This window comes from Azospirillum sp. UENF 112521 (genome assembly GCF_058780665.1).
In genome coordinates this window covers 24,177-49,207 of sequence record NZ_JBSNCI010000001.1, presented here as the reverse complement: position 1 = coordinate 49,207, position 25,031 = coordinate 24,177, and the positions used below count along the sequence as shown (strand labels likewise).

Annotated in this window: 23 protein-coding genes; 6 read left to right on the top strand and 17 right to left on the bottom strand. The window is 68.3% G+C overall.

What is annotated here, in order from left to right; translation table 11 throughout:
* Positions 1-55: 55 nt before the first annotated feature.
* Together ACWPN8_RS00215 and ACWPN8_RS00210 are read right to left on the bottom strand one after the other, a co-directional pair.
* Positions 56-817, bottom strand: coding sequence for an SDR family oxidoreductase (locus tag ACWPN8_RS00215; protein ID WP_492239497.1), 762 nt, complete (start codon positions 815-817; stop codon positions 56-58).
* Between the two features lie 31 nt (positions 818-848).
* On the bottom strand, positions 849-2,045 hold the full coding sequence (locus ACWPN8_RS00210) for an MFS transporter (protein ID WP_199237583.1): 1,197 nt from the start codon (positions 2,043-2,045) through the stop codon (positions 849-851).
* Between the two features lie 148 nt (positions 2,046-2,193).
* Between ACWPN8_RS00210 and ACWPN8_RS00205 the strand changes: the two genes are divergently transcribed.
* Both ACWPN8_RS00205 and ACWPN8_RS00200 read left to right on the top strand, forming a co-directional pair.
* The gene (locus tag ACWPN8_RS00205) at positions 2,194-3,090 is read left to right on the top strand and encodes a LysR substrate-binding domain-containing protein (protein ID WP_492239496.1); all 897 of its coding nucleotides are present in this window, start codon (positions 2,194-2,196) and stop codon (positions 3,088-3,090) included.
* Positions 3,091-3,249: 159 nt separating this feature from the next.
* Positions 3,250-3,444: a YbdD/YjiX family protein gene (locus ACWPN8_RS00200; protein WP_109446591.1), complete on the top strand. Its 195-nt coding sequence runs from the start codon at positions 3,250-3,252 to the stop codon at positions 3,442-3,444.
* Here the strand turns inward: ACWPN8_RS00200 and ACWPN8_RS00195 are convergent.
* The 9 genes from ACWPN8_RS00195 to ACWPN8_RS00155 form a co-directional block, all read right to left on the bottom strand.
* The gene (locus ACWPN8_RS00195) at positions 3,392-4,351 is read right to left on the bottom strand and encodes a YihY/virulence factor BrkB family protein (RefSeq protein ID WP_109446593.1); all 960 of its coding nucleotides are present in this window, start codon (positions 4,349-4,351) and stop codon (positions 3,392-3,394) included. The genes ACWPN8_RS00200 and ACWPN8_RS00195 overlap by 53 nt on opposite strands.
* A 247-nt stretch (positions 4,352-4,598) precedes the next feature.
* Positions 4,599-5,255, bottom strand: coding sequence for a hypothetical protein (locus ACWPN8_RS00190; RefSeq protein WP_146208035.1), 657 nt, complete (start codon positions 5,253-5,255; stop codon positions 4,599-4,601).
* A 199-nt stretch (positions 5,256-5,454) separates the two neighbouring features.
* Positions 5,455-6,198: a two-component system response regulator BtsR gene (gene btsR, locus ACWPN8_RS00185; protein ID WP_492239495.1), complete on the bottom strand. Its 744-nt coding sequence runs from the start codon at positions 6,196-6,198 to the stop codon at positions 5,455-5,457.
* Positions 6,195-7,901, bottom strand: coding sequence for a sensor histidine kinase (locus ACWPN8_RS00180; RefSeq protein WP_109446597.1), 1,707 nt, complete (start codon positions 7,899-7,901; stop codon positions 6,195-6,197). The genes btsR and ACWPN8_RS00180 overlap by 4 nt, the downstream gene beginning before the upstream one ends.
* A gap of 121 nt (positions 7,902-8,022) precedes the next feature.
* Positions 8,023-8,748 carry an MlaA family lipoprotein gene (locus ACWPN8_RS00175; protein WP_492239494.1) on the bottom strand — a complete coding sequence of 242 codons (726 nt, stop codon included), beginning with the start codon at positions 8,746-8,748 and terminating at the stop codon, positions 8,023-8,025.
* Between the two features lie 125 nt (positions 8,749-8,873).
* Positions 8,874-9,677 (bottom strand): polysaccharide deacetylase family protein, encoded by an 804-nt coding sequence (locus ACWPN8_RS00170; protein WP_492239493.1) that lies wholly within the window; start codon positions 9,675-9,677, stop codon positions 8,874-8,876.
* A 191-nt stretch (positions 9,678-9,868) separates the two neighbouring features.
* Positions 9,869-12,094 (bottom strand): TonB-dependent siderophore receptor, encoded by a 2,226-nt coding sequence (locus tag ACWPN8_RS00165; RefSeq protein WP_492239492.1) that lies wholly within the window; start codon positions 12,092-12,094, stop codon positions 9,869-9,871.
* A 71-nt stretch (positions 12,095-12,165) separates the two neighbouring features.
* Positions 12,166-12,315, bottom strand: a complete 150-nt coding sequence (locus tag ACWPN8_RS00160; RefSeq protein ID WP_492239491.1) for a hypothetical protein — start codon at positions 12,313-12,315, stop codon at positions 12,166-12,168.
* A gap of 513 nt (positions 12,316-12,828) precedes the next feature.
* Entirely contained in the window at positions 12,829-13,728 is a 900-nt protein-coding gene (locus ACWPN8_RS00155; RefSeq protein ID WP_109446603.1) for a LysR family transcriptional regulator, read from the bottom strand.
* A gap of 106 nt (positions 13,729-13,834) precedes the next feature.
* Between ACWPN8_RS00155 and ACWPN8_RS00150 the strand changes: the two genes are divergently transcribed.
* Positions 13,835-15,268 (top strand): aldehyde dehydrogenase family protein, encoded by a 1,434-nt coding sequence (locus ACWPN8_RS00150; protein ID WP_492239490.1) that lies wholly within the window; start codon positions 13,835-13,837, stop codon positions 15,266-15,268.
* Here the strand turns inward: ACWPN8_RS00150 and ACWPN8_RS00145 are convergent.
* From ACWPN8_RS00145 to ACWPN8_RS00125, 5 genes are all read right to left on the bottom strand, one after another.
* The gene (locus ACWPN8_RS00145) at positions 15,265-16,182 is read right to left on the bottom strand and encodes a ParB/RepB/Spo0J family partition protein (protein WP_109446607.1); all 918 of its coding nucleotides are present in this window, start codon (positions 16,180-16,182) and stop codon (positions 15,265-15,267) included. The two genes, ACWPN8_RS00150 and ACWPN8_RS00145, sit on opposite strands and share 4 nt — an antisense overlap.
* Positions 16,172-17,200, bottom strand: coding sequence for an AAA family ATPase (locus ACWPN8_RS00140; protein WP_109446609.1), 1,029 nt, complete (start codon positions 17,198-17,200; stop codon positions 16,172-16,174). The genes ACWPN8_RS00145 and ACWPN8_RS00140 overlap by 11 nt, the downstream gene beginning before the upstream one ends.
* A 129-nt stretch (positions 17,201-17,329) precedes the next feature.
* Positions 17,330-18,640, bottom strand: coding sequence for a hemolysin family protein (locus tag ACWPN8_RS00135; RefSeq protein ID WP_492239489.1), 1,311 nt, complete (start codon positions 18,638-18,640; stop codon positions 17,330-17,332).
* 351 nt (positions 18,641-18,991) lie between these two features.
* Positions 18,992-19,324, bottom strand: coding sequence for a cation transporter dimerization domain-containing protein (locus tag ACWPN8_RS00130; RefSeq protein WP_492239488.1), 333 nt, complete (start codon positions 19,322-19,324; stop codon positions 18,992-18,994).
* Positions 19,325-19,352: 28 nt separating this feature from the next.
* Positions 19,353-19,976 carry a cation diffusion facilitator family transporter gene (locus ACWPN8_RS00125; protein ID WP_492239487.1) on the bottom strand — a complete coding sequence of 208 codons (624 nt, stop codon included), beginning with the start codon at positions 19,974-19,976 and terminating at the stop codon, positions 19,353-19,355.
* Between the two features lie 864 nt (positions 19,977-20,840).
* On the opposite strand from ACWPN8_RS00125, the gene ACWPN8_RS00120 reads away from it, so the two are divergent.
* Positions 20,841-21,770 carry a replication protein RepA gene (locus tag ACWPN8_RS00120; protein WP_098735578.1) on the top strand — a complete coding sequence of 310 codons (930 nt, stop codon included), beginning with the start codon at positions 20,841-20,843 and terminating at the stop codon, positions 21,768-21,770.
* 143 nt (positions 21,771-21,913) lie between these two features.
* On the opposite strand, the gene ACWPN8_RS00115 is transcribed toward ACWPN8_RS00120, so the two are convergent.
* Positions 21,914-23,104, bottom strand: a complete 1,191-nt coding sequence (locus tag ACWPN8_RS00115; protein WP_492239486.1) for an HPP family protein — start codon at positions 23,102-23,104, stop codon at positions 21,914-21,916.
* Between the two features lie 163 nt (positions 23,105-23,267).
* On the opposite strand from ACWPN8_RS00115, the gene soxR reads away from it, so the two are divergent.
* Positions 23,268-23,723, top strand: coding sequence for a redox-sensitive transcriptional activator SoxR (gene soxR, locus ACWPN8_RS00110; RefSeq protein ID WP_492239485.1), 456 nt, complete (start codon positions 23,268-23,270; stop codon positions 23,721-23,723).
* Positions 23,724-23,874: 151 nt separating this feature from the next.
* Entirely contained in the window at positions 23,875-25,029 is a 1,155-nt protein-coding gene (locus ACWPN8_RS00105; RefSeq protein ID WP_492239484.1) for a D-alanyl-D-alanine carboxypeptidase family protein, read from the top strand.
* The last annotated feature ends 2 nt before the right edge of the window (positions 25,030-25,031 follow it).

Genomic DNA, 25,031 nt, shown 5'->3' with positions numbered 1-25,031 from the left:
CCTCCCCGGCCGCCGCCCCGCCCACGCTCACTTGCCGCCGCTCATTTGTCGCCGCTCACTTGCCGCCGGTAACGTCCAGGAAGGTGCCGGTGATGAAGGAGGCCTCGGGGCCAGCCAGCCACAGGATCGCCCGCGCGACCTCCTCGGGCTGGCCGCCCCGCCCCATCGGGATCGAGTCCTTGACGCGGTCCACCCGGCCCGGCTCGCCGCCGCTGGCATGCATGTCGGTGTAGATGTGGCCGGGGCGGATGCAGTTGACGCGGATGCCGTCGCGCGCGACCTCCTTGGAGAAGCCGATGGTGAAGGTCTCCAGGGCGCCCTTGGAGGCGGCATAGTCGACATACTCGTTCGGGCTGCCGAGCCGGGCCGATGCCGACGAGACGTTGACGATCGCGCCGCCCGGCCCGCCGTGGCGATGCGACATGCGCCTGGCCGCCTGCTGCGCGCAGAGGATCGGGCCGATGGCGTTGACCGCGAAGATGCGCTGCATCCGCTCGAAGCCGAGATCCTCGGTCCGGCATTGCCGCGCCAGCACCGCGGCGTTGTTGACCAGCACGTCGATGCGGCCGAACTCGCGGTCGATGGCCTCGAACAGGGCGGCGACCTGCGCCGGGTCGGCGCTGTCGGCGCGCACCGCCAGGGCCCGGCGCCCCAGGGCCTCGACATCCGCCGCCACGGCATGGGCGGCAGCCTCGTCGGAGACGAAGCTGATTGCGACATCATAGCCCTGGGCGGCGGCGAGCCTTGCGGTCGCAGCCCCCATGCCGCGCCCGCCGCCCGTTATCAGGATCAGCGGCGCTTGAGAGACGGTGGTCATCGACAGGGATCTCCTTATGGCGGTGGGACGGTCAGGCGGAGCGCGGCAGGCCGGACCCGCCCTGCGGTTCCGCGGCGGACGCGTTCAGATGCGGCCTCAGCATCAGGACGAGCGGGACGATCAGGGCGGCGGTCGCCGCCGAGGCCAGCACGCCGGTCGTCTGGCTGCTGTGGTCGGCGATGGCGCCGTAGAGGATCGGGGCCAGCCCGCCGGAGCCGATGACGCTGGTGTAGAAGACCGCGAAGGCCCGGCCGGTGTCGCCGTTGGACAGCTCCGGCACGGTGCCGTAGAGCACCGAGGAGGTGCCGTTGAGCACGATGCCGAGCAGCGGCAGCAGGATCAGCGTCGGCGTCAGCGAGGTGAGCAGCGTCGCCGCGATCAGCAGGGCGGTGGCGGCTTCGGTCGCCATGACGCAGCCGACCACCCCCAGCCGCTCCCCGAGCAGGCTGCAGGTCGCCTTCCCCAGCGCGCCGCCGATGAACAGCAGGGCCAGCGCCAGCCCGACCGTCGCCGAATCCCCGCCCTGGCCATGGATGAGGAAGGGCAGGAAGAGCAGATAGCCCATACGGGTCGCGGTATCGAGCGCGCCGATCGCCGTCAGGATGCCGAAGCCGCCGCGGCCGCGCCCCGCCGCCTTCGTCTTGGCGGCCCTGGTGATGGGAACCGCCGGCAACAGCGGCAGCAGGGCGGCCGACAGGACGAGCCCGATGGCCGCCATCAGCCCCAGCACCGGCTGCCAGCCGAAAAACGGCAGCAGCACGGCGACCAGCGCCGGCAGAGCCGCTTTCCCAAGATCGCCCGAGAAATTGTAGATGCCGAGCGGATGGCGCGACGCGGCCCCATAGCTGACGGTGACGAGCATCGAGCCGCAGGGGTGCTGGATGCTCGATCCGATGCCGGCGACGACGAGGCCGACGCACAGGCCCGGCAGGCCGAGCGGCAACGCCATGATCAGCAGGCCCGTCGCCGCCAGGACGGTCGACAGGATCAGCGCCGCCCGCGGCGACAGGCCGCGCAGGGCCCGGTCGGCCGGGATCTGCAACCCTCCCATCGTCCCGGAATACAGGGCGCGGATGACGGCAAGCATCGCATAGGACAGGCCGAACTGCGCCTGCCACACCGGCAGGAAGACATAGAGGGCGTCGGTGTAGCCGTCATGCACCGCATGGGCAAGACACGCACCCGTCAGGCTTTTCTTCTTCTCCGTCCACCACTGTCTCGGATTCATCGTCATTGGCTTTCCCGGCGGCGCCACAGCCATTGCCCGGCTGGTCTGATTGGGCAGGCAGGGTATACCCGTGACGATTCATCGACTAGTATGGTTTGAATCACGGATAGTGTTCGTTTTCCTCACGGGTTTCCCCAAAGGACCGCTGATGCGCCGCCTTCCTCCGCTGAACGCCCTGCGCATCTTCGAGGTCGCGGCCCGGACCGGCAGCTATGCCGAGGCCGGGGCCGAACTCGGCCTCACCCATGGCGCGGTCAGCCGGCAGATCGCCACGCTGGAAAGCTGGCTCGGGCAGAGGCTGTTCACCAAGGAGGGGCGACGCATGGTGGCGACGCCGATGGCACGGATCTTCGCGTCCGAGGTCGGGCTGTCCTTCGACCGGCTGGCCGTCGCGGCGGACGCCTGCGGCCGGCCCGACGCGCGGCGCATCCTGCGGGTCAGCGCCCCGACCAGCTTCGCCATGCGCTGGCTGATCCCGCGGCTCGGCCGCTACCATGCCGGCCATCCGCAGGTCGAGGTGGCGGTCACGACGGTTTCGACGGTGCTGGAGGAACTGCGCGGTGGCGTCGACGTGGCGATCCGGCGCGGTGCCGCGCGGGAGCATGTGTGGCCCCAGCACCGCGTCGTTCCGGTGCTGGACGATGTCGACACGCTGATCATGAGCCCGGCGCTGTTCGCGCAGCGGCCGATCCGCAAGCCCGCCGACATCGAGGGCCACACCCTGCTCGCCAGCGAAACCCGTCCGGGCGATTGGGCGGGCTGGCTCGACGCGGCGGGGCTCCAGCATCTGGCCGGGCATCCCCGCCAGATCTTCGACCACTTCTTCGTCACCCGTCAGGCGGTGGAGGACGGGCTCGGCATCGGGATCGGCCCGCTGCCGATGCTGGACATCGACATCGCCAACGGAAAGCTGATGACGCCGCTGCCCGACATCCGGGTTCCGAGGACGGGGTACGTGGCGCTGGTTCCACCCCAGGCCGATGCGGGAAAGCTGGTCGCCGGCTTCGTCGACTGGCTGGTCGGCGAGGCGCAGGGACCGGTGTGACCGGCCGGGCGGCGGACGCGACCGGGAGCCGCTCAGGCCCCGGAATGCGCCGCTCGGACCGCCAGGGCGCCGCTCGCCGGAAAGCGGCCCGGCGCTTGCCGCAACGGCGCTATGGTGGGACGTCCCACATCGCCGCGCGGCTTCCGACAGAGATCTCCGATGACCGATACCTGCCCCCGCACCCCTTTGCGCAAGGCCCTTGCCAACCTGCGCCGCCTGTTCAACGACGACAGCTACGACCGCTACCGCGAGGCCCAGGCCCGCCTCGCCCCGGACGAGCCGCCGCTCGACCCGCGGTCCTTCAAGGCGCGGCAGATCCTGATGACTCTGGGACGGGGCTGCTGCGGCCGGTAGCCGGCTCGCCCAAACCGGGAGCGGGGCCGGGACCGGCTTCGGGCTTCAGTCCGGGAAGCCGCGCCCGGCTGCCGCTGCGTTCCGAATAGGCGCGGGTCAGCTCCGCCCCGAACAGGAAGATGACCGCCGAATAATAGACCCACAGCAGGATCAGCACAAAGGAGCCGGCCGCGCCATAGACCGAGACCACGCCGCTGGTGGCGATGTAGAAGCCGATCAGGAACTTCCCCACCGCGAACAGGAAGGCGTTCACCGCCGCCCCCAGCCAGACGTCGGCCCAGCGGATGTAGGTGTCGGGCAGGATGCGGTAGATCAGGGCGAACAGGCCGGTCAGCACCGTCCAGGACACCAGCACGTCGAACAGCCACAGCAGCGAAGGCATCGCCGGCAGATAGGCCGAGGCCCAGCGGCCGGCCGCCGCCAGCCCGGCGCTGACCACCAGCGAGACGATCAGCAGGAAGCCGATGGCGGCGATCAGCGCCAGCGCCTTCAGCCGCACCCGCACCAGCCAAGTGATGGTCGATTCCTGGGGCGCGGCCACCCGCCAGATGCGGTTCAGCCCGGCCTGAAGCTCGACGAAGACGGTGGTGGCGCCGACCAGGATGGTGCCGATGCCGATGACGCTGGCGACGATGCCGGTCTCCTTGGCACCGGCCCGCGCGATCAGATCCTGCAGGGTTTCGCCGGCATCGTGCCCGACCAGCGCGGTCAGCTGATCGACCAGCGCGCCGCGCGCCGCCTCGTCGCCGAACACCAGCCCGGCCAGGGCGATCACCAGGATCGCCAGCGGCGCCAGCGAGAAGATGGTGTAGAAGGCGATGGAGGCCGCCATGCTCATCGCGTCGTCGTTCATCCAGCCATAGGCCGCATCGACGACTATCGCCCATCCCCGCCGCACCCTGCCCATCGCCCCCTCCTGTCCCGTACCGTATCCCCCGCTAACACCGGCGGCGGCCATTCGGTCATGGTCGGAGGACAGGAGAGCGCCGGTGACGGACAGAAATCCACGGTCGGCCGGCTGCGAGGGATGGGCCGGGCCGGGGGGAAACCGACGCCAGGACAGTGCGGCGAAACTGATCCAGATTGGACTTTGCCCGCCGCTGACCGGTGCCTTCGGGGCGGCCCGCCATCCCGTCGGGCCAGGACGATGTCGTTCAGAAAATCGCGGCGTTCAGGTTCTTCTCGAAATTCTTCAGGAAAGCCGACACCTCTTCCGCGGCCTTCTTGTCCTGCCACGACGACAAGGACTTGATGTTCTTTGCAATGTCGGGCCGGATGTCCATCTCGGTCTTGCGGTTCAGCAATGTGTTCGCGATCCCCTGCTTGGCGGCAAAGCCGTCGAATTTCTTGGCCTCGTCGGCCAGCTTTTTGAGCAGCGGGATCATCTTCGAATCGTCGAGGATGATGGCGTGCAGGGCCTTGTTCTTGCCCTTGCTTTCCTTCCACATTTCCGCCCACTCTTTCCCGAGCAGCTTCGGATCCACCTCGTCCGATTCGTGGGTGATGCATCTGCAGAAGTCATCGAGGGTATCGAGCCCCTCTTCTTTTTCCTTCTTTGTGGCGATCAACCTGGCTTTCAGTTTCTTGCCCAAAGCCCCTGCCAGGGCCACGACCTGCGACTTCAGGGACTCGACGACCTTGCTCTGGTCGGACATCATCTTGGTGTAGGTCTTGTACTCGTCGAAGAGCCCATCGAGATCCTTCGACACGACAGCGAATTTGTTGCTGAATTTGTGCTTCACCAAGTGTTCGCGATGCTTTTTGGTGAGACCATCCCATTCACGCAGGAGATCTGAAACTTTCTTTGCCATTTCCATCACCGCCGAAAAACAAGAAGGTTGACGGAAAAGGAGATCTTCCTTTTTCCTGTCATTCTGAAGCGATGGTATCCGTCTCAGGTTTTCAGACAAACAGCGGACCCATCCAAAATGGGGGTTCCGCAACTCCAGCCTTCCATATCGCCTTGCTTCACTCTTGGGATGCAATTGCCGATGCAAGCGGGCACCGGCTTCACCCCATCCCCAGCCGCTCCTTGAGCGCCCCCAGGAAGCGCCGGCTGACCGGGACCGTGTGCCCGCCGGTGGTCTGAATCTCCGCCAGCCCGCCGTCGGCGAAGCGGATTTCCCGGATGCGGTCCGGGTTGACCAGATGCTGGCGGTGGCAGCGGAACAGCGGGCTCTTCTCCTGGATGGTGTGGAGCGTCAGCTCGGTGAAGCGCTCCTGCCCGTCCTCCCCCACCACATAGACTCCGGCGGGGCGGGAGACGACATACTCGACGTCGGCCAGCTTCATCAGGGTGATGCGGTTGACCCCGGTGCAGGGGATGTGGCGCAGCTCCGCCGCCCCCGGCAGCACCGCGACCTCCTGCGGGGCGCGCTGGCGGCGCAGCCGCTGCAACGTCTTCGCCAGCCGCGCCGGATCGGCCGGCTTCAGCAGATAGTCGAAGGCATGCTCCTCGAAGGCCTGGACGGCATATTCGTCGTGCGCGGTCAGGAAGACGATGCGCGGCATCCGCTCGGGATCGAGCATGCTCAGCATCTCCAGACCGCTGACCCGCGGCATCTGGATGTCGAGGAAGACCACGGCGGGCGCCTGCCGGTTGATGGCGCCGATGGCCTCGATGGCGTTGGCGCATTCGCCGACGATGCGGATGTCGGCGGAGTCCTCCAGCAGGCGGCGCAGCTCCTCGCGCGCCAGCGGCTCGTCATCGACGATCAGGACGGTGATGGCAGCGGGCATTGCGGGAGCCGTCATGCGGGCACGGTTTCCTCAAGGGGCAGGCGCAGGGTGACGCGGGTGAAGGCATCCGGCTCGCAGGCGACCGACACGCCGTACGCCTCACCGTAGCGGTTGCGGACGCGGCGGTCGACGATGGTCATCCCCAGCCCGTCGCCGCCCGGCTTGGCCTCATAGAGCCCGGCATTGTCCTCCACCGCCAGCAACAGGTCGCCGCCGTCCCGCCGCGCCGCGATGCGCACCCGGCCGTCGCCCAGAAGCTGCGCCGTGCCGTGCTTGATCGCGTTCTCCACCAGCGGCTGGAGCGAGAAGGCCGGCAGCCGGGCGTGGCGCAGCTCGTCCGGCACCTCGATCTCCACCGCCAGCCGCCCGGTGAAGCGGGCCAGCTCGATCTGGAGATAGGCGCTGACATGTTCGACCTCGTCGGCCAGCGTCGCCATCTGGCTGGGGCGCTTCAGGTTCTTGCGGAAGAAGGTCGACAGGTTCTGCACCAGCTGCCGCGCCCGCTCAGGATCGTTGCGGATGACGGCGGAGATGGTGTTCAGCGCGTTGAACAGGAAATGCGGGTTCACCTGGGCATGCAGAAGCTTGATCTCCGACTGCGCCAGCAGCGCCTTCTGCTGCTCGTAGCGGCCGGCCAGGATCTGGTTGGACAGCAGGCGGGCGACACCCTCCCCCAGCGTGCGGTTGATGGTGGAGAAGATCTTGGTCTTCGGCTCATACAGCTTGATGGTGCCGATCACCCCGCCATCCTCGCCGACCAGCGGGATGACCAGCGCCGCCCCCAGCCGGCAGGCCGGGCTGATCGAGCAGCGATAGGCCACCTCGTTGCCGTCGGCATAGATCACCTGGTTGCTGGCGATGGCCTGATGCGTCTGCGGTGAGCTGATCGGCGTGCCGGGCAGATGGTGGTCGTCGCCCATGCCGATGAAGGCCAGCAGCTTTTCCCGGTCGGTGATGGCGACGGCGCCGACGCCGGTCTCCTCGAAGATGATGCGGGCGACGCGGGTGCTGTTCTCGCTGTTGAAGCCGCCGCGCAGCACGCCGTCGCAGCGCGCGGCGATCTTCAGCGCCTTGGCGGAAAAGGCGCTGGACTGCTTCTCGTCCAGCACCCGGCGCTCCAGCAGGATGCGCATGAACAGCGCGGCACCCAGGGTGTTGGCGACGATCATCGGGGCCGCCACCACCTCGACCAGATGCATCGCCGCCTCGAACGGCCGGGCCACCGCCAGGATGATCAGCATCTGCACCACCTCCGCCACGAAGGTGACGGCACCGACGCGCAGCGGGTTGAACAGCGGTTCGATCCGGCCCTGGCGCACCATGTGGCGGTGGACCAGCCCGCCGATCAGCCCCTCCGCCATGGTGGAGATGGCGCAGGCCAGCGCCGACATGCCGCCCAGCGAATAGCGGTGCATCCCGCCGGTCAGCCCGACCGCGAGCCCCACGGAAGGCCCGCCGAAGATGCCGCCCAGCACGGCACCGATGGCGCGGGTGTTGGCGATGCTGTCGTCGATGTGCAGGCCGAAATAGGTGCCCATGATGCAGAAGATCGAGAAGATCACGTAGCAGGCCAGCTTGTGCGGCCAGCGCACCGTCACATGGGTCAAGGGCAGGAACAGCGGCGTGCGGCTCAGCAGATAGGCGATCACCAGATAGACGCACATCTGCTGGAGCAGCGAGAGGACCAGGGTGAAGGGCTCGATGGGTATGGGAGGCATGGCGGTTTTCCCGGCAGCGGCCTTCCGGGACCGGCGCTGCTCCACGCCATCCTACACCGGTGGGGCGTCGCTGCCGATGGGACATCCTTGCATCCCTCGGGGCCGAGCCTTGTGCTGTCTCCTACAGCTCTGCCTTTATCGCCGGACGGACCTGGGCCGGATGGACCTGGCGCGGACGGGCCGGACCGCAACCCTGTTCGATGTACTGCCTGTATTCGTCGCGCTGGACGGCGTAGAGGTCTTCGCCCGCTGCCGGAATGGCCTTGGCGTGCCGCAGGGCGGACGCCGAGCCGCCCAGGTCGATCACCACGAAATCGACGGCGGCCAGCGTCGTCGAGATGAAGCTGAGCGCATAGACCTCCGCGGCGATGCCCGCCGTCAGGGCAACCGCCGCCACCGTATTGGTCGGCCCGACGAACGGCAGCACGAGGTACGAGCCGGGCGCGAGGCCGGTCTTGCAGAGCGACGTCCCGAAATTCTCCTCCCGGCGCTCCAGCCCGAGCCGCGTGGCGACATCGAACAGGCCGCCGATGCCGAGCGTCGAGTTGATCCCGAAGCGCGCCGCCGAGGCGGCGGCACCGCCCGCCCTGCCCTGCAAGCCGTTGTCGAGAACCAACTCGATCTCGGTCAGGTTCGCATAGGCGTTCGACAGGCCGGCCGAGACCGGGACAGGCACCCACGGCCCGATGCGATCGACGGCCGGATCGATGACCCAGTCGACCAGCCCCTTGTTGACCGCGAACATGGCGCGGTTGAACGGCTCCAGGGGGTCCGCGGCGAAGGCGGCGACCGGGGCGCACCCCATCGCCAGGGCCATGACCAAGCCAACCGCAAGCCTCGCCGCCATGCCGCCCTCCCCCTGCTTACCCGCCCCTGCTTACCCGCGCTCCCCGCCGGTCCAAGTCTAGCTGACGCCGGCGGCGGGCGGCAAATCAGGGGAACTCCGGGCGCCGCACCGCCCGCCCCTGCCCGTCAGTGCCGGCGCGGTGCCGGGTGCAGCAGGGCCAGTTCCGGGGTCACCGACTGCCGCATCGCCGCCTCCCAGTCGCTCATGGTGACGAAGCGCAGGCCCCGCCTCTCCCCTTCCTCCAGGATCGCCGGCAGCGCCGCGACGGTCGCCGCCTTGGTGCTGTGCATCAGCACGACGGCGCCGGGCTCCAGCCGCTCGACGATGCGCTGGCGGATGATGTCGGAGCCGGTGTCCTTCCAGTCCTGGCTGTCGGCGGTCCACAGCACCGTCGCCATGCCGTGCCGGCGCGCCAGCGCGGCCAGCGCATCGTCCACGTCGCCATAGGGCGGCCGGAACCATGTCGCCGCCACCCCGACCGACGCCAGCGCCTTTTCCGCCTGCGCCAGGTTCCACTCGCGCTCGGCCGGCTTCAGGTCGGTGGTCATCGGGTGGGTCTGGGTGTGGCTGCCGACCTCGTTGCCGGAGGTGGCGACCATCCTGGCGATGTCGCGATGCTCCGGGATCTTGGCGCCGATGTAGAAGAAGGTGGCCTTCGCCCCATGCGCCCGCAGGATGTCGAGGATTTGCGGGTCGTGCCCGTCCGGCCCGTCGTCGATGGTCAGCGCCACCACCCTGGCAGACGGCAGTGTCGGATCGACCTGGGCGAGGTCGAGGTCCGATCCGGGGATCAGATGCCGGGTCACGAAGGGGGCCGCCCCATGGGTGGCGGCATAGCTGCGCTGGCCGGACATGGCCGAGGCAGGCAGGCACAGCAGGGCTGCCGCCAGCCCGAGCGGCAGGACGGCGCGGCGGAACAGGGTCATCATCGCGAGGGGCACTTGGGAAAAGGTCGGGGCCGGCCCCTTCCCTAGAAAGGGGTAGGGCCGGCGGAAGACCTGAGCTTTGCGCCCGCCCGCCGCGATGGACAAGCGATTTATTGCGGACCTGGGGAGACAGGGGCGGGCACAGGGGGCGGGCACAGGGGGCGGATGGCCAACCGCCCCCCGCACAGCCGCCGTTACAGCTTGGCCCGCAGGGTCAGCAGGACGGTGCGCGGCTCGCCATAGATGTTGCCCGACTGCACGTTGTTGATGCGCTGGTAATAGGTGCGGTCGAACAGGTTCTTGACGTTCACCGCCGCCGTCACCTTCTCGGTCACGTCATAGGCGACGCGGGCGTCCACCGTCGCATAGCCGCCCTGGGTCAGGCGGGCATAGTTCAGCGACGGGAACTCGTTGTACGTCGAGGTCTGGGCGTTGATGCCGCCGCCGACGCTCAGCCGGTCGTCGATGCTCTCGGGCAGGCGGTAGTTGGTCCACAGCTTGACCTGGTGCATCGGCGCGATGGCGGTGAAGGCGCTGCCGGAGTTGGCGCTGCTGTCCAGACTCTTGGCGCGGGTGAAGGTGTAGCCGGCATAGGCGTCCCAGCCCGGCAGGATCTCGCCGGAGACGTCCAGCTCGAAGCCGCGGCTCTGCGCCTTGCCGCTGGAGATGTAGATCGACTGGTTGGGATAGCGCGGGTCGGACTGCGGCCGGTTCTCCTCCTCGATGTGGAAGACCGAGGCGGTGGCGTGCAGGCGGCCGCCGAAGTAGTCGGCCTTGACGCCGGCCTCGTACTGCCGGCCCTTCAGCGGCTCCAGCACCTTGCCGGACGCATCGACGAAGGACTGCGGCTGGTACATCTGCGTGACGCTGGTGTAGAGCGCGTAGGTGGAATTGACGTCGTAGACCAGGCCGGCATAGGGCGTGACCTTGCCGCGGACGGACGCGCTGCTCTCGGCGGTGCCGGCCAGCCGGTCGGCATCGACCTTGGTCTGCCACCAGTTCATCCGTCCGCCGACGATCAGCTTCAGCGGATCGGCCAGCTTCAGGCGCAGGACGCCATAGGTGCCCCAGCTGTCGGTGGTGGTCGTGGTGTCCTTCTGCCAGTTGCGCCAGGCCGGCTCGGCAACCGACGAGTTGGGGGCGAAGATGTTCTGCGTCACCGACCAGCTGCCGACCGGGTTGGCCGCGCGGTGGCGGAAGGTCCAGCGCTCGTAATTGGCGCCGACCACCGCCTCGTGGGTCTGGCCGAACAGCCCGAAATTGCCGCTGGCCGACAGGTCGGCGCCGACCTGGTCCTGGTCGTAACGGACCTTCTGGGCGTAGAGCGTCGTCCGGTTCACCCCCGGCGTGACCGGGGAGTAGGCGTAGGCCATCTTCCGGTCCATCTCGTTGTCGATGTAATGGGTGGCGAGCTTCACCGCCCAGCCATTGTCGAACTTGTGCTCCAGATCGGCGAAACCGCCCTTGGTGGTGAAGATGTCGCGGTTCCATTCCTCGCCCAGCGAGGTCGAGCGGTCGACGTCGAGCAGCCGGAACTGCGGCTGTCCGTTCACCACCGTGGCATAGCCCGGCAGGTTCCAGGCGCCCTTGTAGCTCATGCGCTGGTACCAGGCGCCGGCCGTGAGCGTGGTGTCGGGCGTCAGGTCGGCGGCGATGCTGCCATAGGCGACCGCCCGGTCCTGCGCCGTCCAGTCCTGGAAGCCGTTGCGGTCCTGATAGGCGCCGACGAAGCGTCCGCGCAGGCTGCCGGACTGGTTCAGCGGCCCGGTGATGTCGCCTTCGCCGCGATAGTTGGCGTAGGAGCCGGCGGTCAGTTCGCCATAGCCCTCCAGCGTCTTCTTCGGCGTCTTGCGGACCAGGTTGATGGCGCCGCCGGGGCCGCCCATGCCGTTCAGCAGCCCGGCCGGTCCCTTCAGCACCTCCACCCGCTCATACATCGCCAGATCGGGCGAGGCGAAGATGCGGCTGTCCAGCGTGGTCGGCACGCCGTCGAACTGCAGGTTCGTCATCTCGAAGCCGCGCGAATAGAACTGCAGGCGGTTGCCGTCGATCGGCTCCACCGTGACGCCCGGCGTCTGCTTCATCGCGTCTTCGAGCGTGATGAGCTTCTGCTCCTCGATGCGCTCGCGCGGCACCGTGGTGACAGTCTGCGGCACCTCGCGCGGGGCGAGCGGCAGCTTGGAGCCGATTGTGGTCGGCGGGTTGGCGTCGCGCTGGCGGTCGGCGCCGACGTCGATGGTCGGCAGGGTCATCGCCCCGGACGACATCGCCCCCGACGGGGCCGTGTCGCCCGTGTTCGTCGTCGCTTGCGCCAAGGCCAGGGCCGGCAGCAGCAGGGCTGCCGCCGCAACCGACGCCAGCAGGCGGACGCGCCCCCTGTTCCGTCTCCCAAGGCGTCCGGGCTGCCTGTTAATCGTCATTCCGATGATCCCCCATTCGTCACTGTGCTGATGTCAATTCACGGTTTTATTGGCCACGGCCGGCCCCCCGGTCAGGGCCGTGGCGATGCGCCGGCGGTTGGAAGTGCGCGCTCGATCCGCGCTCTTCCTGCCGGCACCAGCGTGAGGTCGGGCCAGATCGAATGGTGCTTCTCCGTCGTCATCACGACGTCGAAGCCCGTGTCGGGGCTATCCCAACTCATGCCGAACCTCCTTCTGCCGAAGATGCGGAAGGGATGTCGTTATCGGGGTAGGAGCAGCTGGAAGAATGCGTCCTGCGTTCTTGCATAATGATATTAATTCTTATTCGCAATATAGTTTGTGGTAAGCCAGCGCTCGGCCACGCGGAACGGCGGTGCCGCCCCTACCCGCGCGATCCGTGGCACCTCTGCCAACCCCACCGCGTGCTCGCCACTGCACCGGTATCCATCGCCATCGCTGCCCACCCAGGGGCGGGAGGCAATGGAGTGCCCCAATATGCAAACGATTCTCACTCGCAGTAAAGATGTTTTCTGCGCCCTCCCCTTCGACAGCGTGGTGATCTTCCGAAAATTAGCCGGTGGACGAGACTGGATGAGCTGGCCACCGGCTCAGGTCACGGCGCCGCGTGACAGGCCGGTGCTGCGCCTGGACTATGCCGGCGGGCTTTCTCCGCCGCGGCGATGTGGGACGTCCCACAACAAGCGCGCAGAGCGTGGGACGTCCCACATCGCCCTCTACCGCCCGCCCCCAAGCTCCCGCACCAGATCCACCAGCGCCCGCAGCCCCGGCGGCAGATGGCGCCGGCCTGAGTAGTAAAGACACAGTCCGGGAAACGGCTGCGTCCACTCCTCCAGCACGCGCAGCAGGCGTCCGGCGGCGATGTCGTCGGCGACATGCCATTCCGCCAGATAGCCGAGCCCCAGCCCAGCACGCACCGCGTCGAGCATCAGGTCGGCATCATCCAGGATCAGCGGCCCGGTGCCGTCGATGGCGACCGTCTCGCCATGCCGCTCGAACTCCCAGCGGTAGAGGGCGCCGCTCGGCAGGCGGCTGCGGATGCAGCGGTGGCCGGCAAGGTCGGCCGGCGCCTCCGGCAGGCTGCGGCCGGCGAAATAGCCCGGCGTGCCGACGACCGCGAAGCGGAGGTCGGGGCCGAGCGGGATGGCGATCATGTCCTGCGGCACCTGCTCCGCCAGCCGCACGCCGGCATCGAAGCCCTCCAGCACGATGTCGACCAGCTTCCCTTCGGTGACGATGTCGACCGTCATTTCAGGATAACGGCGCACATACTCCAGAATGACCGGCTTCATGATCATCCGCGCAGCACCGGCCGAGCTGTTGATGCGCAGCGTTCCGGCGGGGGCCAGCCGATGGTCGGACAGCCGGTCGATGGCGGCGCGGATGTCGCGCAGGGCAGGGGCGGTGTCGGCGACGAACTGCTCGCCCGCCTGGGTCAGCGCCACGCTGCGCGTCGTGCGGTGGAACAGCCGCACCCCCAGCCGCTCTTCCAGCGCCGCGATGGCATGGCTGAGCGCCGAGCGCGACATCCCCAGTTCGGCCGCCGCGGCGCGGAAGCCGCGATGCCGGGCGACGGCCTGCACCGCTTCCAGCTCCATCAGTCCGGTCACGCTCATTGTCCCGATCCGTTCACCGATGCATGCGGGATTGTCCACCTTATCACCCGGCGGCCCCTGTGCCACCTGAATGGCCGACACCCACCGACCACTCCGGGAGAGCCCGATGCACGAGATCGACAGCATCTATATCGACGGCCGCTTCGTCACCCCGCATGGGACTGAGCAGTTCGACCTGCACAATCCGGCGACCGGGGCCGTCACCGGCCGCGTCCGCCTTGCCGACGAGGAGGATGCGCATGCCGCAATCGCCGCCGCCAAGCGCGCCTTCCCGGCCTTCTCCCGGACGGCCAAGGCGGAGCGGATCGCCCTGCTCCACCGGATGGGCGATGCCCTGGCCGCCCGGCGCGACGACCTGCTCGATGCGGTGATCGAGGAGTATGGCGCCCCGGCCTCGCGTGCCGGCTTCATGGTCGATCACCCGGTGAACGCCTTTCGCGAGACCGCCGAACTGCTCGCCGATTACCCCTTCGTCCGCCGGATGGGCACGGCCGAGGTCAGCATGGAGCCGCTCGGCGTCGCCGGGCTGATCACGCCGTGGAACAGCAACGCCGGCTTCATCTGCGGCAAGCTCGCCACCGCCATCGCCGCCGGCTGCACCGCGGTGATCAAGCCCAGCGAGATGAGCGCCCGCCAGACGCGGATCGTCACCGAGGCGCTGCATGCCGCCGGACTGCCGCCCGGCCTGTTCAACATCGTGACCGGGCGCGGCGAGCGGGTGGGGGCGGCGATCTCCAGCCATGCGGACGTCGCCAAGATCTCCTTCACCGGCTCCACCGCCACCGGCAAGGCGATCCTGCGCGCGGCAGCCGACAGTCTGAAACGCGTCACGCTGGAGCTGGGCGGCAAGTCGCCGACGATCATCCTCGACGATGCCGACCTGTCGCGGGCGATCCCGCTGGCGGTCGGTGCCGCCTTCATGAACAGCGGCCAGGCCTGCATCGCCGGCACCCGCCTGCTGGCTCCGCGCAGCCGGCTCGCCGAGATCGAGGCGCTGACCAAGGCGGCGGTCGAGGCGGTGCGTAACGGCAATCCACGCGATCCGGCGATCATTGTCGGTCCGATGGTCAGCCGGACCCAGTGGGAACGGGTGCAACGCTACATCCGCATCGGGGTGGAGGAGGGCGCCGTCCTGCTGGCCGGCGGGGAAGGGCGGCCGGAGGGCCAACCGGAATTTTCCGGCGGCTGGTTCGTGCGGCCGACCCTGTTCACCGGCGTCCGCAACGACATGACCATCGCGCGCGAGGAGATCTTCGGCCCCGTCCTCTCCATCATCGCTTACGAGGACGAGGAGGAGGCGGTCGCCATCGCCAACGACACACTCTACGGCCTTCAGGCCTATGTGCTGGCGGGCGACACCGCCCGCGCCCGCCGGGTGGCGAACCGCATCGTTGCCGGCCGGGTGCTGATCAACAGCCTGGCCCACGACCCGAAGGCGCCGTTCGGCGGCTTCAAGCAGTCCGGCATCGGCCGCGAATATGGCAGCTTCGGCCTCGACGCCTTCCTGGAGCCCAAGTCGCTGATGGGGGAGGGCGTTTAGGCGCCCTCGTCCAGGATGGCGTCGATCTCGGCCCGCAGCCGCACCAGCCGGTCGCGGTTGTCGGGGTCGAGATGGCGGCGCTGCTCACGCACCACCGCCACGTCGCGCAGGATGCGCTTCACGCTGGCCTGCAAGGCCCGCACCGCCTCCTTCGCATCCGGCTCCTCGGCCGGTGCGTCATCGGCAACACCGCCGGCAACACCGCCTTGGGCATGGTCGCGCTTGGCCTGCCGCACCGCCTTGACGCTGGCGCCCTCCTTGGCCCGCTTCCACAGCCCGGCCTGCAACCCGGCGGGAGCGGCGGCGATCTCGATCATCACGGAGCGGGAGACATGGGCGAACCCGGTCGCATACTCCTCCCGGATCTCATCCGGCAGCCCCATGATCGACAGCAGCTTGGTCACGTCGGTGCGGTCGCGCCCGACGACAGCCGCCAGCTCGTCATGGGTGTAGCCGTGCTTGTCGATCAGCCGGGCGAGCGCCGCAGCATATTCCACCGCGTTCAGGTCGACGCGCTGGACATTGTCGATCAGCCCGATCTCGTCCGGATCGCCGGAGGTCAGGATGGCGAAGACCGTCTTGCGGCCCAGCATCTCGTGCGCACGCACCCGCCGCTCGCCGCCGATCAGCAGATATTCGCCCTGGGGCAGGGGACGCACCAGCACCGGGTTCTGCAGCCCGTGCCGTTCGATGGAGGAGGCGAGGCTGCGCAGCTCCGCCTCGTCGAAATGGCGGCGCGGCTGGTCGGGGTTGCGGTGGACGCGGGCGAGGTCCAGCTCCACCACATGCGGGAAGCCGGCCGAGGTGCCGAACAGCCGGTCGCTGCCCACCGTCAGCCCGCCAGCCATGCCAGTCGCGGGCTCGGCCGCAGTGCCCAGCAGCTCGCGGGTCTTGCGTTCGAACTTACGCGACATGGGTCGTCTCCCGGTTCTGGGCATAGGCGCGGATCTGGCGCGCCACCTCGCGGAAGGTCTCGGCCCCCGGCGCCTTGGGATCGCCGGCCAGCGTGATCATGCCGGCCGCCGCCGCCTTGCCATAGACGGTGGCGCGCGGGATGGGATCGAAGACCGGCACCTGGCCGGCGTAGGATTCGTGCAGTTCCTGCAACGTCGCGCGGTCCTGGGTCAGCCGGTCGTTGTACATGGTCGGGATGATGCCGGCGATGCGCAGGGCCGGGTTCACCCGGCGGCGGATGCGGCCGATGGTGTCGACCAGCCGCTTGACGCCCAGCAGGGCCAGCGCCTCCGTCTGCACCGGCACCACCACCAGCTCCGCCGCCGACAGGGCGTTGGCGGTCACCAGACCCAGGTTGGGCGCGCAGTCCATCACCACGAAATCATAGGAGTGGCGCACCTCGTCCAGCTTCTCGCGCAGGATCAGCCCGCCGGTGGAATCGGCGGCCAGCTCCACGTCGGCATCGGCCAGCGACAGCCCGGCCGGCGCCAGATCCAGCCCGCTCTCCGCCGTCGGCATGATGACCGAGCTCAGCGGCTCTTCCGAGCGCAGCACATAATAGAGTGTCTTGCGCTGCTGCTCCAAGGCGACGATGGCGGCGTTGCCGATGCCGACATGGACGGTGGCGTTGCTCTGGGAATCGCAGTCGATCAGCAGCACCCGCGCCCCGCCCTCGGTCAAGGCATAGGCGAGGTTGACGGCGGTGGCGGTCTTGCCGACGCCGCCCTTCTGGTTGGCCACCGCCAGATACGTGGCGGAGCGCGGCCGTTCGTCCGCCTTGTGGCGGGTCAGGAAATCGACGAGCTGCTGCGGGATGCGTTCCGCCCCGCTTTCCCAGCGGCTGATCCGCGCCTTGGTATAGCTGCGGCCGAGCTGCCCGTTCAGCCAGTCGGCGAACTGCGTCTGGTTCTCGCCGCGGCGCTCGCGCAACTGGCGCATCTCGTCGCCCCCGCCACCCATGGACAGCACTCCCGTCATTCCGCTTTGGACTCCGCCCCCCATCGGCGGCCGGGCGGAGTCTGAGCAAGTTGCCGGAACTTTGTCAATGGAGCCCGTGCGGAGTTGCAACAACAAATGCGCCCCCGCCCCCTCGGCCGGCGGCGGACCTCACTCCTCCGCGTCGGCCGGCTGCTCGATTTTGGGCATCACCAGCACCTTGTCGATGCGGCGGCCGTCCATGTCGACCACCTCGAAGCGGACGCCGTTCCAGTCGAACCACTCGCCGGCCTGCGGCACATGGCCCAGCCGGTGCAGCACCAGACCCGCCAGCGTGTGGAAGTCGCCGGCATCGCGCAGGCCGCGCACGCCGACGGTGTCCTCGAACTCGTCCACCGGCATCCAACCCTCGACCAGCCAGGAGCCGTCCTCGCGCCGGATCGCCGCGGTCTCCACCGCCTCGCCGGCCTCCGGCAGGTCGCCGGCGATGATCTCCAGGATGTCGGTCAGCGTGACCAGCCCCTCGATGCTGCCATACTCGTCGACGACCATCGCCAGATGGTGGCCGGAGTTCTTCATCAGGTCGAGCAGCTTCAGGATCGGCGTGCCGTCATGCACCACCAGCGGCTTGGCGGCCCCGGCCTCCAGATCGAAGGGGCGGCCCTCGACGACCATGCCCAGCAGGTCGCGGGTGTGGACGACGCCGACCAGCTCGTCGAGCGCGCCGCGGCAGACCGGATAGCGGGAATGGCCGAAGCTGCGGATCGCCTCCAGCACTTCGGCCTGCGGCTTGCCGAGGTCGAGCCAGGCGACGTCCGGGCGCGGGATCATGATGCTGCGCACCGTGCGGTCGGCCAGCCGCAGCACGCCGTCGATCATCTCCTTCTCGGCCGGGGCGAAGACGCCGGTCTCGGTGCCTTCGGAGATCATCGAGCGGATCTCCTCCTCGGTGACCGTCTCCTCGCGCGCGCCGTGCAGGCCGAGCAACCGCAGCAGCAGGTCGGTGGAGGCGCCGAGCAGCCAGACGAAGGGGCCGGCGATGCGGGAGAGCATGCGCATCGGCGGGGCGATCAGGGAGGCGACCCGCTCCGGGTTCTTCAGGGCGATGCGCTTCGGGATCAGTTCGCCAAGCACGATGGACAGATAGGTGATGACCACCAGCACGCCGCCGACGCCGAGGATCTCACCCTTGCCGGCCAGGGCGGGGAAGCCGTCCAGCCACTGGCCCAGCCGGTCGCCCAGCGTGGCGCCGCCATAGGCGCCGGCGACGACGCCGACGAGCGTGATGCCGATCTGGACGGTGCTGAGGAAGCGGCTCGGCTCCTCGATCAGCCGCAGCGCCGTCCGCGCTCCGCGGTCGCCCTGGTCGGCCAGATGCTGGAGCCGGGCCTTGCGCGAGGAGACGACGGCCAGCTCGGACATGGCGAACACCCCGTTGAGGAGCGTCAACGCAACGATGATGGCGATCTCAAACGAGAGCATCGAAGGATTCCTTGGAAAAATGGGCATGAGTCGTCGCGCGGACGGTGCCCGGGGCACCCCGCGTTCGACAGAACAGGTGACGATAAGGAAAACCGGCAGCGTAATGCGCGTCAGGCATCGGTCGGGCCATGCACCGAACGGGGCAGCACGGGAACGACCGGATCGCTCATGCAATAAGATATGGGTGCGCCGCGGGCGACCGGAGATCCGATCCCCCGCGGCCATCTGGGGCCGCTTGGCGAAGTGTTCATCGGGTCCCCGCCTGCCGGGCAGGGCTGCTCCATCCTGATTGCGCTCTGCCCGGCATGTGGTGTCGGTCCGGCCTTTTGCAAGGTTGGCCGTTTGCAAGCTTCAGCCGTCTGCAAGGTTGGGGCGGTCGCCGGCCGCCCGCACCTCGGTGAAGACGCGGCGGATCTCCGGGAAGCGCTCCTTCACCCGGCGCTCGATGCGGGCCAGCGTCCGCTCCACCTGACCGGCGCTGACCTCGTCCCGCACATCCAGGCTGAGATTGACGATCACCACCTTGGGGCCGAGATGGATGGTCAGCACCTCGTTCACATGGTCGACCGCCTCCTCCGCCCGCACCAGGGCACGCACCCCCTGCACCAGGTCGGGACGGGCGGCCTCGCCGATCAGCAGGCTCTTGGTCTCATAGGCGAGGAAGGCGGCGGTGGCGGCCAGCACCAGCCCGATCAGGATCGACCCGACGCCGTCATAGACCGGCTGGTCCAGCAGCAGAATCCGCCGACAGGCAGGCGGCGGCGATGATCAGCCCGACCAGGGCGGCACTGTCCTCGAACAGGACGATGAAGACGGTCGGATCCTTGCTGGCATGGACGGTCTCGAACACGCCGGCCTCGCCGCGGTCGGCGTTGAAGGCGCGCAGCGCCACCACCCAGCTGATCGCCTCCATCACGAAGGCGACGCCCAGCACGACGAAGTTGATCCAGGCGGACTCCACCGGCTGCGGATGGAGGATCTTCTCCACCCCTTCATAGATGGAGACCACCGCACCGCCGGCGAAGATCACCAGCGCCACGACGAAGGTCCAGAAATATAGCTCGCGCGCGTAACCGAAGGGGTGGCGCTCGTCGGGCGGCTTCTTCGACCGCTTCAGCCCGACCAGCATCAGCGCCTCGTTCCCGGTATCGACCAGCGAATGGACCGCCTCGCTCAGCATCGACGCGCTGCCGGTGATCAGCGCCGCGACGAACTTGGTGACGGTGATCGCCAGGTTGGCCGCGATGGCGGCAAGGACGACCTTGCCCGATTCCCCGTCTTCCCGGCCCCCCGCCGATGCCGCACCGGCAGTAACGCCCCCGGATGTTTCGGTCATTGCATCCCGCATTCCAGTCGCCCCCTCCGGCCACTCGGGCCCCAGGGCAAGGAAACTCCGCCGCGGTCGGCCTGTTCCCTGGCGGCCCGATTCCTGAACCTTGGTGACGCTTCGAGGACACACGACCGGTCCGGGTTTGAACTTTGGTGACGCCGACAGCCGGACCGACTCGGCGTGACTCCTGAACTTTGGTGACGCTGGGGGCGTGCAGGGTTTGAACTTTGGTGACGCTCCGGGGCCCGACTCGACGTGGAATCGACTCGACCGGGCGTTTGAACTTTGGTGACGCCCGGACTGTGGAACCCGGTGACGGGTGGTGAAGCGAACGTCGACCCGGCCCGTCCACGAGCCCTGCAAAGGGAGGTCTCTATTCAAATCAACCACTTGACGGGATGTTTGCCTGGATCTCCGCCTTCACGGGGATGACGGCGGGCGCATGACCTTCCATTGGCAACGGGTCGGACAGGCGGCGCGCAACCCGTCACGCTGCCCAAGCTACCCCCTGGAATCCTTGAACTTTGGTGACGCTCCGCAGGGGGCGAAGGCCGACTCCGGCCTCGAATCGACAAGGTCGGCGTCACCAAGGTTCAAGCAAACAGCCAGTTCCGTGCCACGAGTCGTCCACAGGCACCCGGTTTCTCCCCATGAACTCTGGTGACGCCTGCCTTGAACTGTGGTGACGCGACTCGGACTTATCCCCTGAACTTTGGTGACGAATCTAATAGTTGATTCCAAATAGGTTCCAAATAGCCTGCGTCACCAAGGTTCAAATTGCCTTCGGCGCGATCCGGGGTGTTGTATCTGGCAGGTTCGGTCATCGGCCCGTCACAGGACGGTCATGCCGGCCAAAAGCTGGAGGTCGTCATGGGCAGCATTCATCGTTTGATCGAGACACACGGACGCGACGGCGCGCTGGCCCTCGTTTCGGACGAGGAACGGCCGCTGATCGACATCGCCGCGGCGGTCCAGGCCGCGGAAAACGGCAAGCTCGGCATCACCTATGCCGGATTCTGCCAGACCGCGCTGCCGCACCGCCAGCTTCCCGACGACCAGCATTGGGAACGCCCCGGCCACAAGGTGAAGCTGGTCATCCAACCCGGCGTGATCGAGGACCGCAACGGCGTCACCCGCCGAATCGGCGTTCCCTACGGCAGCCGGGCCCGCATGATTCTGCTCTATCTCCAGACCCGTGCGATTCAGACCGGGAATCCGGAGGTCGAACTTGGCGGCTCCATGCATGACTGGCTGAAGCGGATGGACATCCCGATCTGCGGCAAGGCCTATCGCGACGTGGAGGACCAGGCGGCGCGCCTGTCCGCCTGCCACCTGACCTTCTTCACCGATGCCGACGGCGGCCGCCGGCAGAGCAAGGAATCGATCGTCGCCGACGCCATCCAGCTGCGCCGGCCCGACGACCGCCAGGGCACCCTGTTCACCGAGACGGTGCGGCTCAGCGACAGCTTCTTCAAGGCCTTGCGCGAGCACCCGGTGCCGGTGGCGGAAGAGGCGCTGAAGGCGATCAGCGGCAAGTCGATGGCGCTCGACGTCTATATCTGGCTGGCCTACCGCCTCCATTCGCTGGACAAGCCGACGCCGATCACCTGGGCGGCGCTGCATGGCCAGTTCGGCGCCGGCTATGCCCTGGTCCGCCAGTTCAAGACCAAGTTCATCCCGAATCTGAAATACGCCATGGCCGCCTATCCGGACGCCCGTGTCGAGGAATCGGGCGAGGGGCTGATCCTCCACCCGTCGCGTCCGCCGATCAACGAGCGGGTGGTGGCGCGCATCGCCTGACGCCATTCCGATTCTTGAACTTTGGTGACGCGGACCGCTCCGATTCTTGAACTCTGGTGACGCTGCACGCCCTTCGGACTAGTCCTTTCGGAGTCCCGTCACCAGAGTTCAAGAATCGCCGCTGACCTGCCACAGCCGAGCCTTTATACCCGGCCCGCCGTCACGTCGCGCAGGTAACCGCGCGGCAGGGCATCGTTCAGCCCGTCGACCCCGGTCTGCACCGCGCGGGCGAGTGCTGTCCGGGCCAGCACCACCAGCAGGTCGGTCTGGGTGATCATTCCCAGCACCCGCCGGTTTCCATCGACGATCACCACATCGTGGGTGCGGCCGTCGGACAGGCGACCCAGCAGGCCGAAGACCGGGGTGTCGGGCAGCTCGGTCACAGCAGGCGCCATCACGCTGGCGACCCGCGATCCGTGGTGCAGGGCGTCGCCGTGCGACAGCTGCTCATGCCCGACGATGCCCACCACGGCATTCTGCGCATCGACCACCGGCAGGGTGCGGAAACCATGCTCCAGCAGCCGGGCGCGGGCCAGCTGGGGATGGGTGTCCGGCGTGACGGTGACGAGGTCGCGGGACATGATCTCGCGGCAGGTGATGTCGGCATGCAGCCGCTCCAGCGCGTGCAGCTCGGCATTGACCAGCAGGGCGCCGAGGTCGTCGCGGCTGACGTCCAGCGTCTCGGCCAGCGTGCGCAGCGCGCCGTCGACATCGCCCTGGGTCAGGCCGGGACGCAGCTGCGGCGGCGGATCGTTGGTGCGGTGGGTGTTGACCGTCTTGTGCGGGTAGCGATGGCCGGACAGCCGGTGGAACATCAGCCCGGCGGTCAGCAGCAGGATGGAGTTCACCGCGACGGGGAAGAAGGCGAACTTGATGCCCATCTCGGTCACCGCCGGCCCGCCCAGCACCGCGGTCAGGGCGGCGGCACCGCCGGGCGGATGCAGGCAGCGGGTCAGCGACATGGTGGCGATGGCCAGCGCCACCGCCGCGGCCCCGGCCAGCATCGGGTCGGGGATGACGGCGGCGACCAGCACCCCGACGACGGCCGACAGCGTGTTGCCGCCGACGATCGACCAGGGCTGGGCCAGCGGGCTGGCCGGCACGGCGAACAGCAGGACCGCCGACGCCCCCATCGGCGCCACCAGCACCGGCGCGCTCGACATGTAGGCCAGCATGTTGCGGCAGAGCAGTCCCGTCGCGGCGATGCCCAGCAGCGCGCCGCAGCAGGCGATCAGGCGGTCGCGCAACGTGGCGCCGGGCAGGATCGGCCGGAACACCACCGCACCCAATCCCACCAAGCGCTCGCGCAGGGCGGCAAGCTTTCCCCTGGTCATTCGGTTCCCATTCCCCCGATCCAGAATTCTGATTACCCAACCGGCACTTTGCCCATTCAGGCGGCAAAGTCGGGGCAGGCTAAAACCTCAATAGAACTTGAGGTCAAGCGGAAAAGCCGGCAGACTGGCGGGACGGAGGGTTGCAGGAGAGGGGAGGGCCGCAATGCTGTCGCCGGAGGAGTATGACAAGGACCTGACGGTGGGGGAGGTGGCGCGCCGGTCCGGCGTGGCGGTCTCGACCATCCATTTCTACGAGGCGCAGGGGCTGATCCGGAGCTGGCGCAATCCCGGCAACCAGCGCCGCTTCTCCCGCGACGTGCTGCGGCGGGTGGCGGTGGTCAAGGTGGCGCAGCGGCTCGGCATCTCGCTCGCCTCCGTCGCCGACGCGCTGAACGCCCTGCCGGAGGACCGCACCCCGACCACCGCCGACTGGCGCCGCATGTCGGAGCGCTGGCGGGAGGAACTGGATGACCGCATCGCCAAGCTGACCAGACTGCGCGACAATCTGGACGGCTGCATCGGCTGCGGCTGCCTGTCGATCCGCGACTGCCCCCTGCGCAACCCGTGGGACGAGCTCGGCGACGGCGGGGCCGGCCCGCGGCTGCTGGATCCTGCCTGATCCGATCCGGTCTGACTGCCCGGCCCGATCCGGTGACGGTCCCACATTAAAAGTGGGTCACATGCGAAAATAAGGGGTGAAGCCGGCGCGGCGATGGTCCATGGAAACGGGCTTCGCAAGACCCATCCGTCGCCTCAGGGGATCCACAAGGGTGATCGTCGTCAATCCGCGGCCGCTGCTCCGCACTCTGGCCGGCTGCCTGTCGCTCGCCGCCGCCGTCCTGCTGTCCGCCCCGGCGCTCGCGCTGTCCCAGCCGGACACGGCGGCCAAGCAGGCCTATCTGGTCGATCTCTCCAGCGGGGAGGTGCTGCTGGACAAGAACGGGACGGTGCGCATGGCGCCGTCCTCGATGACCAAGATGATGACGGCCTACCTGACCTACGACGCGCTGGTCCATGGCCGGACGACGCTCGACACCAGTGTCCCGGTCAGCCAGGCCGCCTGGAAGATGGGCGGCTCGCGCATGTTCCTGAAGCTGGGCAGCACGGTGCGGGTGGAGGATCTGCTGCGCGGCCTGCTGATCGACAGCGGCAACGATGCTGCCGTGGCGTTGGCGGAAGGGCTGGCCGGCAGCGAATCCGCCTTCGCCTCGATGATGAACGCCAAGGCGCGCGAGCTGGGGATGGCCGACAGCCATTTCATGAACGCCAGCGGCTGGCCGGATCCGGGCCACTACACCACCGCCCGCGATCTCGCGACCCTCGCCACCCACCTGATCCGCGATTTTCCGCAGTTCTATCACTATGAGTCGGAGCGGAACTTCACCTGGAACGGCATCCGCCAGGGCAACCGCAACCCGCTGCTCTACCATCCCGTCAGCGTCGACGGCATCAAGACCGGCCACACCGAGGTCGGCGGCTATGGCCTGACCGCGTCGGGGGAGCGCAACGGGCGCCGTCTGGTGCTGGTGGTCAATGGCTTGCCCAGCCCGCAGGCCCGCAACGACGAGCCGACCCGGCTGCTCGACTGGGCGTGGAACAGCTTCAGGCTCTACCCCCTGCTGCGCAAGGGCGAGCTGGTGGAGCAGGCGCCGGTGTGGATGGGCGAGGAGGACAGCGTTCCGGTGACGGTCGCCGACGACGTCACCGTCACCATGGCGCCGGCCGACCGCAACGGCCTGCATGTCGTCGCCACCCTGGCCGAGCCGCTGCCGAGCCCGGTCCATCGCGGCGACGTGGTCGGCCGGCTGCGCATCGACTATGACGGCGCCGTCCGCCGGCAGGTCGATCTGGTCGCCGGCGCCGACGTCCCGGCCTCCAGCGGCCTGACCGCGCTCGGCCAGCGGCTGGGGCATCTGCTGCCGTAGTG